This is a genomic window from Suttonella indologenes, assembly GCF_900460215.1.
Taxonomy (GTDB): domain Bacteria; phylum Pseudomonadota; class Gammaproteobacteria; order Cardiobacteriales; family Cardiobacteriaceae; genus Suttonella; species Suttonella indologenes.
This window is the reverse complement of sequence record NZ_UHIA01000004.1, coordinates 303,667-316,989: the sequence shown is the minus strand read 5'-3', so window position 1 is coordinate 316,989 and position 13,323 is coordinate 303,667. Positions and strand designations below refer to the sequence as shown.

18 protein-coding genes and 1 tRNA gene are annotated in these 13,323 nt (G+C 50.7%); 9 read left to right on the top strand and 10 right to left on the bottom strand.

The genetic code is table 11. The features are described from left to right. Complete coding sequence (locus DYC63_RS05570; protein WP_115218329.1) at positions 1–669, bottom strand: c-type cytochrome; 669 nt, start codon at positions 667–669, stop codon at positions 1–3. 208 nt (positions 670–877) lie between these two features. Here DYC63_RS05570 and yihA point away from each other — a divergent pair, with 208 nt between their 5' ends. Both yihA and DYC63_RS05560 read left to right on the top strand, forming a co-directional pair. Then, a complete protein-coding gene (gene yihA, locus DYC63_RS05565) occupies positions 878–1,483 on the top strand; it encodes a ribosome biogenesis GTP-binding protein YihA/YsxC (RefSeq protein WP_115218328.1) in 606 nt (201 codons plus the stop codon). Then, positions 1,473–2,258 (top strand): TSUP family transporter, encoded by a 786-nt coding sequence (locus DYC63_RS05560; protein WP_115218327.1) that lies wholly within the window; start codon positions 1,473–1,475, stop codon positions 2,256–2,258. The genes yihA and DYC63_RS05560 overlap by 11 nt, the downstream gene beginning before the upstream one ends. 214 nt (positions 2,259–2,472) lie before the next feature. Here the strand turns inward: DYC63_RS05560 and DYC63_RS05555 are convergent, their stop codons facing one another. From DYC63_RS05555 to DYC63_RS05520, 8 genes are all read right to left on the bottom strand, one after another. After that, positions 2,473–3,906, bottom strand: coding sequence for an aminoacyl-histidine dipeptidase (locus tag DYC63_RS05555; RefSeq protein ID WP_115218326.1), 1,434 nt, complete (start codon positions 3,904–3,906; stop codon positions 2,473–2,475). A 15-nt stretch (positions 3,907–3,921) separates the two neighbouring features. Beyond that, on the bottom strand, positions 3,922–4,965 hold the full coding sequence (gene sohB / locus DYC63_RS05550) for a protease SohB (RefSeq protein ID WP_245888048.1): 1,044 nt from the start codon (positions 4,963–4,965) through the stop codon (positions 3,922–3,924). Then, a complete protein-coding gene (locus tag DYC63_RS05545) occupies positions 4,932–5,651 on the bottom strand; it encodes a hypothetical protein (protein ID WP_115218325.1) in 720 nt (239 codons plus the stop codon). Before DYC63_RS05545 ends, sohB begins: the two co-directional genes overlap by 34 nt. Next, entirely contained in the window at positions 5,648–6,535 is an 888-nt protein-coding gene (locus tag DYC63_RS05540) for an ATP-binding cassette domain-containing protein (protein ID WP_115218324.1), read from the bottom strand. The genes DYC63_RS05545 and DYC63_RS05540 overlap by 4 nt, the downstream gene beginning before the upstream one ends. 156 nt (positions 6,536–6,691) lie before the next feature. Next, complete coding sequence (rpmG, locus tag DYC63_RS05535) at positions 6,692–6,862, bottom strand: 50S ribosomal protein L33 (RefSeq protein WP_072576824.1); 171 nt, start codon at positions 6,860–6,862, stop codon at positions 6,692–6,694. 11 nt (positions 6,863–6,873) lie between these two features. Beyond that, entirely contained in the window at positions 6,874–7,110 is a 237-nt protein-coding gene (gene rpmB / locus DYC63_RS05530; protein WP_115218323.1) for a 50S ribosomal protein L28, read from the bottom strand. Between the two features lie 33 nt (positions 7,111–7,143). Next, positions 7,144–7,219 (bottom strand) — tRNA-Phe (locus tag DYC63_RS05525). An 83-nt stretch (positions 7,220–7,302) separates the two neighbouring features. Beyond that, positions 7,303–7,566: an oxidative damage protection protein gene (locus DYC63_RS05520; RefSeq protein ID WP_115218322.1), complete on the bottom strand. Its 264-nt coding sequence runs from the start codon at positions 7,564–7,566 to the stop codon at positions 7,303–7,305. 221 nt (positions 7,567–7,787) lie between these two features. Here DYC63_RS05520 and nagZ point away from each other — a divergent pair, with 221 nt between their 5' ends. From nagZ to DYC63_RS05495, 5 genes are all read left to right on the top strand, one after another. Continuing rightward, positions 7,788–8,798, top strand: coding sequence for a beta-N-acetylhexosaminidase (gene nagZ / locus DYC63_RS05515; RefSeq protein ID WP_115218321.1), 1,011 nt, complete (start codon positions 7,788–7,790; stop codon positions 8,796–8,798). A gap of 26 nt (positions 8,799–8,824) precedes the next feature. After that, positions 8,825–9,196, top strand: a complete 372-nt coding sequence (locus DYC63_RS05510) for a DsrE family protein (protein WP_115218320.1) — start codon at positions 8,825–8,827, stop codon at positions 9,194–9,196. Between the two features lie 134 nt (positions 9,197–9,330). Continuing rightward, positions 9,331–9,897: a hypoxanthine-guanine phosphoribosyltransferase gene (locus DYC63_RS05505; protein WP_115218319.1), complete on the top strand. Its 567-nt coding sequence runs from the start codon at positions 9,331–9,333 to the stop codon at positions 9,895–9,897. Beyond that, positions 9,884–10,264, top strand: a complete 381-nt coding sequence (locus tag DYC63_RS12375; protein ID WP_147284932.1) for a hypothetical protein — start codon at positions 9,884–9,886, stop codon at positions 10,262–10,264. The genes DYC63_RS05505 and DYC63_RS12375 overlap by 14 nt, the downstream gene beginning before the upstream one ends. Positions 10,265–10,271: 7 nt before the next feature. Continuing rightward, positions 10,272–10,739, top strand: coding sequence for a hypothetical protein (locus tag DYC63_RS05495; RefSeq protein ID WP_115218317.1), 468 nt, complete (start codon positions 10,272–10,274; stop codon positions 10,737–10,739). A gap of 165 nt (positions 10,740–10,904) precedes the next feature. Here DYC63_RS05495 and DYC63_RS05490 read toward each other — a convergent pair whose 3' ends face one another. Then, positions 10,905–11,336: a hypothetical protein gene (locus tag DYC63_RS05490; RefSeq protein ID WP_115218316.1), complete on the bottom strand. Its 432-nt coding sequence runs from the start codon at positions 11,334–11,336 to the stop codon at positions 10,905–10,907. 171 nt (positions 11,337–11,507) lie between these two features. On the opposite strand from DYC63_RS05490, the gene DYC63_RS05485 reads away from it, so the two are divergent. Both DYC63_RS05485 and DYC63_RS05480 read left to right on the top strand, forming a co-directional pair. After that, entirely contained in the window at positions 11,508–12,089 is a 582-nt protein-coding gene (locus DYC63_RS05485; RefSeq protein WP_115218315.1) for an SCO family protein, read from the top strand. A 14-nt stretch (positions 12,090–12,103) separates the two neighbouring features. Next, positions 12,104–13,255: a YncE family protein gene (locus DYC63_RS05480; RefSeq protein ID WP_115218314.1), complete on the top strand. Its 1,152-nt coding sequence runs from the start codon at positions 12,104–12,106 to the stop codon at positions 13,253–13,255. Positions 13,256–13,323 lie beyond the last annotated feature (68 nt).

Below are 13,323 nucleotides of genomic sequence, written 5' to 3'. Positions count from 1 at the left end.
TTAATTCAAGCCTTGAATATACAGACTGACCGCCTCGATTTGGCGCGGCGTCAATTTACGCGCCACATCGCGCATCATCTCATTCGGATCGTTGGCGCGCATTTCATCAGCCGCCAAAGCGCTGTCGCTTGCCTGCTGATCGGCATTCGCCGCATGTTGGAAATGCTGTAACTGCATACGGTTGTATTCGGCCTGCTGACCCGACAAAGCAGGGAAAGCCGCCGGCGGAATACCTGCTCCTGTCGGACCATGACAAGCCGAACAAGCGGGAATGCCGCGCGCCAAATCGCCGCCGCGATACAATGCCTGACCTTCCGCCAACATTTCTTCCGGCGTATCGCCGCGTCCCTGCGTTGCCGCAGGCGGCAAAGCCAATGAAGCATAATAAGCGGACACGTTTTCCATTTCCTGATCGCTGAGCATCGCCGCCTGCGCGCCCATCACGGCATTGCTGCGTGCACCGCTTTTAAAATCTTGTAACTGTTTCAGCGTATATTTGGCGCTCTGCCCCGCCAAACTCGGCCAAATAGGATTAGGCGACACGCCGCCCGCACCATGACAGGCCATGCATAAGGTCTCCGCCTTTTCCTTGCCGGCCTCTAGGTTTGCCTCGGCAAATGCCATCATACTGGCGCCTAATGCCAATATTGCAACTGCTGTTTTTTTCATAATTTGCTCCATGATGTTTCAACGCACAGAACGACACACAAAGCGTCGCTCTACGTGTTGCCCTGAATTGAAAAAAGTTATTAAGCCTCTCTCAATTCCATTATCCTACCTGAAGAGAGGTCTTTCAACTAGTAAGAAATTTTGATGAATTGTCTTGCGCGAATTTCCGCTATAATCCGCAGGCTTGTTTTTAAACATTCTACATTATATGCGAAATCCCTATCATCAGGCAAAATTTGCCTTCTCTGCCAATGCCAAAAAGCAGCTGCCCAATGATGCGAGGGCGGAAATCGCCTTTGCCGGCCGTTCCAATGCAGGCAAATCTAGCGCCTTAAACACCCTGACCGACCAGAAAAATCTGGCGCGCGTATCCAAAACCCCCGGCCGCACGCAATTAATCAACTATTTCTCGCTGGCACAAGCCGGCGATTATTTAGTCGATTTACCCGGCTACGGCTATGCCAAAGTGCCGGAAGAAATCCGCAGCCATTGGGAACGTTTGCTGGGCGATTATTTGCTCACGCGCGAAACCCTGCGCGGCGTAATTCTGCTGATGGACAGCCGCCATCCGATGAAAGACTTGGACATCCGCCTACTGGAATGCTGCGCCGAACGCCAATTACCGGCACATATTCTGCTGACCAAAATCGACAAACTGAGCAACAGCCAAGCCGCGCAGCAATTGCAGGCGATGAAAAGCGAAATCGTGAACTGGAACGCGCCCTTTAGCGTGCAAACCTTCTCTAGCCTTAAAAAACAAGGTTTGCCGCAACTGATTGCACAACTCAACCAATGGTTTGACTATGATTGCTGAACTGACCGGAAACCTTTCCCTATGGATACTGCTCGCGCTGCTCGCCGTCGGCTCCTTAGCCGGCTTTGTGGACACCTTAGCCGGCGGCGGCGGTATGCTGACCGTGCCCGCCCTACTGATTTCCGGACTTCCGCCTGATACGGCACTTTCGACCAACAAACTGCAAAGCAGTTTCGGCACCTGCTATGCCGCTTGGTATTTTATCCGCCGCGGACATCTGAATTTCCGCAAACTCCTGCCCGGTATTATCGCCTGCGCAATCGGCTCGGCATTAGGTAGCGCCGTGGTGCAAATTCTGCCCAAAGATTGGCTGAGTAGCGTGATTCCCGTCTTATTGATTGTCGTTGCCGCTATTTTTATTTTCATGCCGGCGCTGGGCGAAGTCGAACAGGAAGCCCGTTTGCCCATGAGTGCCTTTTTAATCGGCGCACTGGCACCGATTGGCTTTTACGACGGCTTTCTAGGTCCCGGCACCGGCAGCTTTATCCTGCTCTCCTTAATCGCTTTGCGCGGCTACACCTTGCAACACGCCACTATTGAAGCCAAACTGTATAACGGCACCACCAATCTCGTCGCCCTCTTCATTTTCATGTTGGGCGGCAAAATCATATGGCTTGTCGGCTTTGCCATGGCGGCGGGACAACTCATCGGCGCGCGCATTGCCTCGGGCATGATTTTAAGCAAAGGCAATAAACTCATCCGTCCCATGGTGATTACTATGTCTGTACTTATGAGCCTGTATTTAATAGGAAAAAACTGGTTTCACCTTTATTAAAACGCAAATTTAGGCGTAATTATTCCTATATACTAAAAAACCATTGCGCCGTCATTCGTAATATGACGACGCAATGGTTATCTTAAATCGTCGGAGAGGCAGACATTTACACAAAGCGGCGAGCCGGCAATTATCGTATAGTTTCTTCAGGTTAAAGCGTATCCTTTTAATCTGAAGAAACTATAGTTTTCTATTCTTCGACGATAAGCTCAAATCATTCCACCGCAGCCAAGGTATTGACCAGCCATTGCCAAAATTGCGCCACGCTTTCAATATGCACGCGTTCATCAGGGGAATGCGGCATTTCTATCGTCGGACCGAAGGATGCCATTTGCCAATGCGGATAATACTGCGCCAATAAGCCGCATTCCAGTCCTGCATGAATGACGGTAATCAGCGGCGTTTTGCCTAAGAGTTTTTCACCTTCGCGCGAGAGTACATCACTAATTGCCGAGCTGGGCGCAGGTTGCCAGCCGGGATAAGTACCGCTTAATACCGCGCTGCCGCCCGCCAAGCGGAAGAGATCCGCCATGCGCTCCGCCAAATCGTCACGCGCCGCATCGTCTAAAGAGCGCAGCAGGCAATGCACTTGTAATTGATCATGTTCGCAGCTGATTTTGGCAAGATTGGTCGAGGTTTCCACCAAGCCCGCCACCGCCATGCTCATGCGATCCACGCCGTTCGGGCATAAATACAGAGTGCGCAGCAGATTTTCCTGCGTTGCCGTCGTCCAGACTTGCGCCGGTTGTGCAACAGGGCTGAGTTCGATGCGCAATGTTTGTTCATCCGCCGCCAAAGCACGTTTAATGGCAGGAATAAGCTCATCAATCTGCGCCTGCAATTGTGCTTGAGAAAGCGCCGAAGCAAAGACCGCCTGCGCTTCGCGCGCAATGGCGTTGCGCAAACTGCCGCCGCCCACTTCGGCAATCTGAATGTTGTCTGAAAGTTTACGCAGCAGGCGCAATAGAATTTTAATCGCATTGCCGCGCTGCTTGTGGATGTCGATGCCGGAATGTCCGCCTTTCAAACCGCGCACTTGCAATTGGAAGCCCGCCTGCGTATTGGGAGCAAATGCCAGCGGCAGACTGAAGCTGCCGTCCACGCCGCCTGCACAGCCGATGCAGATTTCGCCCAATTCTTCGCTGTCCAAATTCAGCAGATAATCGCCTTGCAGCCAACCGCCCTGCAAACCTTTGGCGCCGTCCATACCGGTTTCTTCAGTCGCGGTAAAGAGAGCTTCAATCGGCCCATGACTGAGGGAATTATCCGCCAATATCGCCAAGGCTGCCGCCGCGCCGATGCCGTTATCCGCGCCTAAAGTCGTACCGCGTGCCTTAACCCATTCGCCGTCAATATAGGCTTGAATCGGATCGCGGCTGAAATCATGGGAACTGTCTTGGTTTTTCTGCGCCACCATATCCAAATGGCTTTGTAAAATCACACCTTTAACCTGTTCTTTGCCGGCGCTTGCCGCTTTGCGTACCAAGACGTTGCCGGCGGCATCGCGCTCCGCCCACAAGCCCAATCGCGCCGCTTCCGCCAATACGAAATCCTGCACCGCCGTTTCTTGATGCGAAGGGCGCGGAATCTGCGTCAATTGATAAAAATAGTGCCACAATCCTGCGGGTTTTAAGTCTTGAATGCTCATCATCTGCTCCTTGTCTTAACGAAAACGGCTTTTTAAAGGCGCGCTGGCTTGGGCGCGTCCCCATTGTCCGAAAATATGACCTTTTATGCGCTCGATAAAGGATTCGTTCGCCTCATAGCTAATCTGCCAAATCTGGTGGCTGTCGATATGTTCCAACAAATAATCGTCGCTGACCTGCACGCGGTCAATCAAGCCTTTTGCCAATGCCTGACTGCCGTACCATGTCTCGCCGGTGGCAATCGCTTCCACGTCCAATTGCGGGCGCATAGCGGCAATGTGATTTTTAAATAAATCATGCGTTTCCGCCAATTCTTTTTTGAATTGCGCGCGGTCTTCATCGGTATTTTTGCCAAAGACAGTCAAATTGCGCTTATGCTCGCCGGCGGTGTGTTGCTCATATTGAATATGGTTGCGGCTCAGCAATTCATGGAAATTCGGCACTGCCCCAATCACACCCACCGAACCGATAATGGCAAAAGGCGCGGCGATAATTTCCGTACCCACGCAAGCCATCATATAACCGCCGCTTGCCGCGATTTTATCCACCGCCACCACCAACGACAATTCCTTAGCACGCAAACGCGCCAATTCCGAAGCCGCCAGCCCGTAGCTATGCACAAAACCGCCGCCGCTTTCCAAACGCAGCAAGACTTTATCTGTCTTTTCCGCCACTTGCAGAATGGTAGAAATATGATCGCGCAAATCCGCCACCGCAGAGGCTTCCACATCGCCGTCAAAATCCAACACAAACAAACGCGGCTTTTCCGCCTCATCTTGGGCTTTTTCCGCTTTTTTCAGCGCTTTTTCACGCGCCTTCCATGCCTTTTTATCCAGCATCTGCGCATACAGCTGCTCGCGCCAATTGATGAACGTATCGTTAAGAGAAGTGATTTTGAGCTTATTCTCCTCATCATCGTCATCGCCGCCTTTCAGCGCCACCACCGCCGCCACTAACACAATCAGCAATACCACCGCCGTCAAGCCCTTAGCGAAAAACAAGGCATAAGCCTGCCAAAATTCCATCATCATCGATTCTCCTGTTGCATCAATATAAAGCAAGAGCCAAAAAACAAGACATGCAGCAAGACAAAAACTGCCGTCTGCACATGAAAAACTCCCTGCGTAAACAAAGCCGCATGCGAAAAAGGCGAGAGCCATCGCACAATATCCGCCGCCGGCGCCGGCTCGTAAACCAATAAAGGCGACAGCCACAGCAATAAAAGCAGCACCGCCGCCGCCAAAGCGGTGGTTACGCTATGACGCAGGCGCAGACTTAAAAGCCACACCAGCGCCAAAGCATAGAGACTCAAGAAAATTTGCGCCGCCGCTATGCCGTAAAGCAAACCCTTATCCCAATCGGTCTTCAGTCCCAAAAAGCCGACCGACAACCAAAAAGGCAGGCTTAGCAACATCACATTCAACCATAAAATCAGCGCTTTGCGCCACAAAACAGCCGCACCGGCAAAAGGCAGGGTCTGCCATTCGTATTCCTGCGCCAAAGCGCGTGCGCCGAAAAACACCGTCCACAGCAACATCGCATTGAGCAAAAGCTGATTCACCGGCAGCAGCAGCATCTGCGTTGCGCCGCGGCGATTTTCCAACTGCGCCAATTGCAAAGCCAAAGATTGATATTGTTGATAAGCCGAGAGAAAAAACAAAGCCAAAGCCAGCCACAAGCCTAATCGCAGCCATAAAGCGGCAAGACTAGATTGCAAATGCCATTCCTTACGCCATAAAGGATTCATGACGCCCTCCCCTGTTCCGTCTCAAGCGCCTCCGGCACAAGCAATGCCTCTCTTTGCGCCTGCAAAGCCGCCGCCGGATAATGAAAGCTCATGCGCTGCAAACCCGTTTGCCGGCTTAATTGCTGCATTTTTTCCGCCCGCGCCTGCGTATCTGTAAAAAGATAACCGCTGCAAGAGCCCAAGCGCTGCTGAGCATCAAGACAGCTTTGCGCCTGCTCGGCAGTTTCCCATTCGCACCATAGCCAGCATTCCTCTTTCGCCGGCAAAGGCAATGCCAAGCAATAGCCCTGCTGCAAGGCATAAACCCTATCTGCTAATGCCACGACTTCTTCCAAATCATGATGCACTAGCAATACGCCGGCAGACTGCGCCACCTGCCGCAAGATGGTGCGCAGCGCCAATTTCTGCCCCATATCCAAACCATTACCCGGCTCGTCAAGGCACAATAAATCGGGGCGCGCCGCTAAAGCGCCGGCTAAGGCAACACGCTGACGAAAGCCGTGCGAAAGATGTTTGCAGGGCGTTGTTAAAACGCTTTCCAAGCCGCAGGCGGCAACCGCCGCCAATGCCGCCGCTTTGGCATCTGCCACCGCTTGGCAATCGGCGCTGCAATGAATAAAGGTTTCCACCGTCCAATCGGGATATAAAGCAGGTTTATCGCCCAGCCATACAATGCGCAGCATCGGCTGCGCATATTGGCGCCGCCCTGCTTGCGGTTTCTGCAAATTCGCCGCAATGGATAACAGCGTACTTTTGCCTGCGCCGTTTTCCCCAATCAATGCCACGATTTCGCCGCGCGCGATCTGCAAATCCGCGTTTTTTAAGACGCTTTTATTGCCGTGGCGGTGCTGAATGCGGTGTAGTTGCAGTAGGATTTCGCTCATAGAATGACAATCACTCGACTAAAAAAGTACCTTAACTTCAAAATAAGACTTAAAGATGCGCATTTTGTCAGAAGAAGCGCGGAATAACCGCATTTTGAAATTAAGAGACTATAAAAAAACCCGCTTAAAAGCGGGCTTTCCTCAAGAAGTAAAACCTTATTTGATTTTCGCTTCTTTATAAATGCAATGTTTACGCGCTACCGGATCAAATTTTTTGATTTCCATTTTTTCCGGCATATTGCGTTTATTTTTAGTGGTAGTGTAGAAATGACCTGTACCTTCTGAAGATACGAGGCGGATTTTCTCACGAACATTTTTTTTAGCCATGATTAACGTCCTTACACTTTTTCGCCGCGGGCGCGGATTTCTGTTAATACTGCATCAATACCGCGCTTGTCAATAATGCGCATACCGTTGGCAGAGACTTTCAGTTTGACGAAACGGTTTTCGCTCTCCACCCAAAAACGGTGTTCTTGGATATTCGGAAGAAAACGGCGTTTCGCTTTGTTGTTTGCGTGTGAAACCGTGTTCCCGACTAAGGGACGTTTACCGGTTACCTGACAAATGCGTGACATGCCGTACCTCTGTATAAAGTCAATTAAAACTAATGGTGGCCAAGGGCGGAATCGAACCACCGACACGCGGATTTTCAATCCGCTGCTCTACCGACTGAGCTACTTGGCCGTTTAAGAAGGCGCGCATTAAACCGTATTTTGCCGATGCCGTCAAGCGCTTTTTAAAAATTTTTGCATCTTTGCGGCTAAAGCCTATTGCGGACGATATTCCTGCGGGCTGACGTTTTCATCGCCGAATAAAAAAGCCTCCATTTTTTCGCGCAAAAAGGCTTTGGTTTCCGGCTCGAAAGAAGAGAGGCGGTATTCGTTAATCAGCATGGTTTGCTGCTTGAGCCATAATTCCCAAGCCTCTTTCGATATGTGCTGAAATACGCGTTCGCCGATCTCGCCCGGAATGGGTTTGCGCGGTAATTGTTCTGCTTCGCGTTGTAATTTTTGGCAAAAGATGGTCGCCATTAGCCTCTCCGTATCTAAGATTTCTCTATAGTCGAAGAATTGAAAAAGTATTACGGTGTTGGCTCACCTTGCCGTACGCTTTTGTACTGTCTGCGGCTCGCCGCCTTGTACTACTGCTTCACTTCTCCGACTATACTATGCGGCGCGTATGATAGCGTAAACGGCACAGTTTTGCTTGTGCGGCATGCTACACTGACGCAAATTTTTCTTAAGAGACAGAGATGGCTTTATTGATCGGTATTGAGGGTAAGCAGTTGCAGGCGGCGGATGAGGCTCGGTTGCACCATCCTCAGACAGCAGGCGTAATTTTATTCACGCGCAATTTTGAAGATTTGGCGCAGCTGTGCGCCTTAACCGCCGCTATCCGGGCTATCCGTGCGGAGCTGTTGATTGCGGTGGATCATGAAGGCGGACGCGTGCAGCGTTTTCGTCATGAATTTACGCATCTCCCTGAAGCCGCCGCTTTCGGACGCTATTTTGATCATGCGCCGCAGGGTGCCTGCGAATGGGCACAGGCGGCAGGAGCAATTATGGGGTATGAATTGCGCCGCGCAGATATTGATTTCAGCTTCGCGCCGGTGCTGGATTTGCAAGATGCGCAGTCCGATGTCATCGGCAACCGCGCCTTTCATGCCGAGCCTGCGGCGGTAGCGCTATTGTCTTGCGCTTTGCGCCGCGGTTTGCGGCAGATGGGCATGGCGGCAGTCGGCAAACATTATCCCGGTCATGGGCGCGTGCAAGGCGATTCCCATCTGATGCTACCCTGCGATAGGCGCGAGTATGCGCTGCGCGAGGCGGACCGCTTCCCTTTTTACGCCAATATCCAAGACGGCGTCGAGGCGATTATGAGCGCGCATATTATGCTGCCCGAAGACGACAAACCGGCGGGATTTTCCGCCCTCTGCCTGCAATCTTTGCGCGATATGGGCTTTGAAGGCGCGATTATCAGTGATGATTTGGACATGGCAGGCGCAAAATTTTTCACCAATCCTGCTGAACGCGTGCAGGCGGCATTAGATGCCGGTGCGGATGCGGCGATGATTTGCAATACTTTTGCCGATATAAACAGCGCGCTGGCGCAAGCACTGCATCTGCCGCAGCCCGAGCGCAGCAAAGCGCGCTTGCAGGCACTGCGTGCCCGAGTGCTGCCTGCCGAGCGACTGGCACAAGATTATGCCGCCGCGGAAGAAATTTACCGCCGTCATCACGCACGCGCCCTAGCTATGGCATAATACGCCCTCTTTTTTAGGACCATCTTATGGCTGATAAACTTGTCGTCATTATTTTAAACAGCTCTTTGGAATCGAGCGCGGAATTGGTTGAGCCGATTTACCATGCCACTGTTGCCGCATCGATGGATTACCGTGTAGAAGTGATTTTGGCCGGTCGCGCCGGCGAACTCGCCATGCGCGGCGCGGCGAATAAAATCTCCTCGCAGCGCAAACCTGACGAAACCATTTACGATTTAATCAAAGAAGCCTATCAAAACGGCGTGGTATTTAAAGTAAGCAAATTTGTCACCCAAGTTTGGAATGAAAAAGATTTAATTGCCGAAGTGAGCGAAACCGTAAGCAGCGGTTACATCATCGGCGAAATCATGAGTCCCAATGTCCGCACCCTGACCTATTAAGCCTATGTTTGTTCAACACACAGAACAACAAATAAAGCCCCGCTCTAGATGTTGCCTGAACAGGAGGAGATTAGACCTCCTTCACACATTATCCTTTATAAAAGAGAAATATTTCAAATAGTAAGGAATTATTGATGAAAAATTTAACCAATAAAGAATTAGAAAACGTCCTTCGCCACAGCGAATGCCTGATTAGCGCCGGCGAAATCAATGCCGCTTACGACCGCCTTGCGGCGCAACTCAATCTGCATTATGCAGGCTTGAACCCGATTGTCATGGTCGTGATGAACGGCGGACTGATTCCCGCGGGACAATTGCTCACGCGCCTGAGCTTTTATCACCGCATGGATTATCTGCACGCCACGCGCTACCGCGACAATGTCGGCGGCAAAGAACTGATTTGGAAAATGCGCCCCAGCGTCAATGTGAAAGACGAACACGTTCTACTCATCGACGATATTTTCGACGAAGGCATTACCCTGAAAGCCGTCTATGACGAACTCAAAGCGCAGCAGCCCGAAACCCTTTCCACCTGCACATTGATTAACAAAATCCACAATCGAAAAGTGCCTGATTTCCAAATCGATTTTGTCGGAACAGACGTTGCCGACCGCTACATTTTCGGCTGCGGCATGGATTATCACGGCTATCTGCGCCACCTGCCGGGCATTTACGCCCTGAAAGAAAATGCGCAACTCTAAAGCCCTGTGGCTAATCCCGCTATGTCTGACAGGCTGCCTTGCCCAAGGCAGCTATCACAATCAAAACACCGTGCATTTCTCCCATAGCGGCAACAGTATCAGCGAAACCAACTCGGGAAGCTACAGCCACATGGGTTTACCGCCGGTCTCGGGCAGCCTTGCCGTACAAGGTTCGCAAGGCGCCGTTCTCATACACAGCCCCGCGCCGCCACCAGTATATGTTTACGACTACCCCCGAGACAGCCGCCGCGTTTACAGCGACGGCAATACCACCATTAGCCGCGGCACTATTTACCTCGGCGACTGCACACAAAACATCCGTCGGCACGGACGGATTTACAGCCGCCGCATTCCCTGCCCATACTAGGAGCATCATGCAGAAAATCAGCCTATTACTCCTTAGTGCCCTGCTTACCGCTTGCAGCAGCACCATCGGGCAAGAGCGCAATTATCATGTGGAACATTATTTGGACGCCAGCACGGATAACAGCATCGCGCAATGGCGCAAAGCGCGGCTAATCGGGCGCGATGCGCTGGTCGCCATTTATCCCGACGGGCATTTTGAAATTGTGGAAGCCGTGACCCGTACGCGCTATATCTCTCCCAGCATGAGCCCTTATGTAAATGATTTTGTGCAATGTTATCTGAATATGCGCGGCATTTACAAAGCCACGCCCGTTATCTTGCAAGCCCCCTGCGACCGCGATCCGGAACGCTGGCGGCATCACGGTTTTCATGGTCTTATGGGCAGCGGATTCGGATTCGGCGGCTATCACGGCGTTAGCGTCGGCATTGGTGGCGGACACCGCAATATGGGCATCGGCATCGGCTTAGGTCTTTAAGATAAGTCGGTTAAAATCAAAATAAGACAAGACGGCAAAGCGCAAGCCGTACAGAGCATACGGCAAGGCAATGCCGTATCATTGTGATTGTAAGCGACTACAAATACATACAGCCATTGCGCATTCATCGCAATGGCTGTATGGCATCAGATTTCAAAAACGTTTTTATTCGCCTTCGGATTTATTGGATTTCAAGAGATTAAATAACATAAACAGCAGCAACACACCGGCAAATGCCAATTTGCCCCAAACGCGCTCCCACATGCTCAATTTAGATTTGCCGTCATCCCAAGAAGTATCGGCATTCAATGCCTTGCTAATCTCCAGCAAATCTTCCTTGCCCACATCGCTATAGGTATTCTCGTCAACATAGCCGCAATAGCGTTCTTCCCAGTTCCACACAGGAATAAACATAATGCTCAACTGCTTATAGCAATAACCGATATCCACGTATCTGCCTTGCACCTTCAGTTCTTCGATATCCGGCAAATCCGCTACGCGCTTGATATGATCGCCATAGCCGAAAAATGCCGGTTTGGCAGCATAAGCAGGCAAAACCGCAAGGCTCAGTCCCAATGCTAAGAGATATTTCTTCATTTTCTATCCTTTTATTAATGAAGCTGACATTATACAAGGATTATTCTCATTTCATACATCAAAAAAATACCGTAAATACTGCTTATTTTTTACTTTCTTGACATATATCAAGGCAAATGATTGCTGCGTAAGCGATTATAATGCCTTTCATTTTAATAAGAGGAGCCGACTATGAAACATTATCTGAACAAATTCTTCTGCCTTGCCGCTTTCGCCGCAGTAAGCGCGATTGCCGCCCCGACTTATGAATACGCATTGATCGATCAGACAGGCAAGACCGTCACACAAAAAGATTTCCCCGAGCAATATCAACTAATTGCCTTTGGATTTACCCATTGTCCGGACGTTTGCCCCACCACTTTGTTTGATTTCAAACAAGTGTTGGCAAATATGCAGCAGCCCGAACGTCTGCAAGCTATTTTCATCACTATCGACCCGCATCGTGACACGCCTGAAACGCTTGCAAAATACACCGGCTATTTTGACAAACGCATCCTCGCCTTAGGCGGCGAGCGGGCGGCAATCGACCAAGCCGTCGAGAATTTCAATGCCACTTACGGCTATCAAATTGACGGCAAAAAAGCGGAATACGACAATCTGCCCAGCGACAAACCTTATGTCGTCTTTCATTCCACATTGATTTATCTCTTGGATAAAGAAGGCGAATTATTAGATATCTTTGATTATCAAAGCGGACACAAGCAATTGCTGGCAGGCATCGAAGCCAGTATCGCCGCCCGTGAACAGCAATAGGAGTGATAAGTGATATGAATACCTTTCTTCGTCTCTGCACGCTGATTCTTGCCCTTGCCGCTTGGCAAACGCCCGCGCAAGAACAATCCAAAGTCGATTTATACAACCCGACCCGCCACGCCTTTATTGCCGGCACAGCAGTGCCCGCAATTGCCGTGGTCGACCTTGCCGAGCAAAAACAGATTGATTTGCTCAATCTGCCCGTGCAAGCAAAAGTCTTCGCCTCTAGCACCGATTCACATTATTTGGCTTTCAGCGACCGCATCGACAGAGCCGTTTACACTTTCAATTTAAAAACACGCGAAATCAAACGCCATCCTACGCCCAGCACCGCTTACCGCCTGATTTTTATCCCCAACAGCAGCAAAATCTTAGTCGTGCTGTTTAAAAACATCGCGGTCTTAGACTTTGCCAGCGGCGAACTCAATGTGATTGAAAAAGACTTCCAAAGCCTTTACACGCGCTACAACATCGTCTTCAGCATCTATAGCCGCACCGTGTGGGTAATGCAGGAAAACACGCCGATTATTTACCGCTACCGCCTCGACAAACCGCAGGAAGGCTGGTCGGAAATCACTATGGAAGGCGACAAAGGCTTCGGCATGGGCGCGCCCAGTTTTGAAGACAAAGTCATTGCCTTTAACACCTATTATGCCGATGAAGGCTTCATTTACTTCAATGACAGCGGCAAAGTCATCCGCACCGGCAAAATGCACGATTCCCGCCATTTAAATGAAGCCATGGTAGAGCCTTATGTCGATAACGGCACGCGCCACGTCATCTTCGGTGACAAACGCGGCAATTTGAAAATCTATGATTTGGACAAAAGCGACGAACCGATGGAATATCAAATATCCTTCCCGCCCAACCGCTTCCGCACCGGCTGGCTCGACCAATACCTGATTGTAGCAGGCGACCAAAACCTCGGCATTTATCCTTTTGAAGACATGGACAAAGGCACAGTCATCTCCTTCGGCTATGAAGAAAACGTCAATGACGTTTGGGTCAGCGGCGACAGCAAAACCCTGCTTTTCGGCACGGCGCGCAGCAACAAACTCGGCATCTTCGATTTGCAACGCCAAGTCCGCCTGTCCGACATTCCCTTAAGCGGCATCGCCGAAGTCGGGCGTATCCGCATGAATACCGCCAACACGATCTGTTATTAAGCCTCAGCAGCACCGCCAAGTGCTGCTTTTTAATTACTCATTATCATAAAGACAGCACAGCCATCTTT

What these genes read in the sequence shown, in the direction of transcription:
- DYC63_RS12375 (WP_147284932.1), top strand. Translation starts at nt 9,884, where the DNA reads ATGCGCAACTCTAAAGCCCTGTGGCTAATCCCGCTATGTCTGACAGGC.
- DYC63_RS05520 (WP_115218322.1), bottom strand. Translation starts at nt 7,566, where the DNA reads ATGGCGACCATCTTTTGCCAAAAATTACAACGCGAAGCAGAACAATTA.
- DYC63_RS05490 (WP_115218316.1), bottom strand. Translation starts at nt 11,336, where the DNA reads ATGAAGAAATATCTCTTAGCATTGGGACTGAGCCTTGCGGTTTTGCCT.
- DYC63_RS05505 (WP_115218319.1), top strand. Translation starts at nt 9,331, where the DNA reads ATGAAAAATTTAACCAATAAAGAATTAGAAAACGTCCTTCGCCACAGC.
- DYC63_RS05485 (WP_115218315.1), top strand. Translation starts at nt 11,508, where the DNA reads ATGAAACATTATCTGAACAAATTCTTCTGCCTTGCCGCTTTCGCCGCA.
- rpmG (WP_072576824.1), bottom strand. Translation starts at nt 6,862, where the DNA reads ATGGCTAAAAAAAATGTTCGTGAGAAAATCCGCCTCGTATCTTCAGAA.
- DYC63_RS05555 (WP_115218326.1), bottom strand. Translation starts at nt 3,906, where the DNA reads ATGAGCATTCAAGACTTAAAACCCGCAGGATTGTGGCACTATTTTTAT.
- DYC63_RS05560 (WP_115218327.1), top strand. Translation starts at nt 1,473, where the DNA reads ATGATTGCTGAACTGACCGGAAACCTTTCCCTATGGATACTGCTCGCG.
- rpmB (WP_115218323.1), bottom strand. Translation starts at nt 7,110, where the DNA reads ATGTCACGCATTTGTCAGGTAACCGGTAAACGTCCCTTAGTCGGGAAC.
- DYC63_RS05570 (WP_115218329.1), bottom strand. Translation starts at nt 669, where the DNA reads ATGAAAAAAACAGCAGTTGCAATATTGGCATTAGGCGCCAGTATGATG.
- DYC63_RS05540 (WP_115218324.1), bottom strand. Translation starts at nt 6,535, where the DNA reads ATGAGCGAAATCCTACTGCAACTACACCGCATTCAGCACCGCCACGGC.
- yihA (WP_115218328.1), top strand. Translation starts at nt 878, where the DNA reads ATGCGAAATCCCTATCATCAGGCAAAATTTGCCTTCTCTGCCAATGCC.
- DYC63_RS05510 (WP_115218320.1), top strand. Translation starts at nt 8,825, where the DNA reads ATGGCTGATAAACTTGTCGTCATTATTTTAAACAGCTCTTTGGAATCG.
- DYC63_RS05480 (WP_115218314.1), top strand. Translation starts at nt 12,104, where the DNA reads ATGAATACCTTTCTTCGTCTCTGCACGCTGATTCTTGCCCTTGCCGCT.
- DYC63_RS05495 (WP_115218317.1), top strand. Translation starts at nt 10,272, where the DNA reads ATGCAGAAAATCAGCCTATTACTCCTTAGTGCCCTGCTTACCGCTTGC.
- DYC63_RS05545 (WP_115218325.1), bottom strand. Translation starts at nt 5,651, where the DNA reads ATGAATCCTTTATGGCGTAAGGAATGGCATTTGCAATCTAGTCTTGCC.
- nagZ (WP_115218321.1), top strand. Translation starts at nt 7,788, where the DNA reads ATGGCTTTATTGATCGGTATTGAGGGTAAGCAGTTGCAGGCGGCGGAT.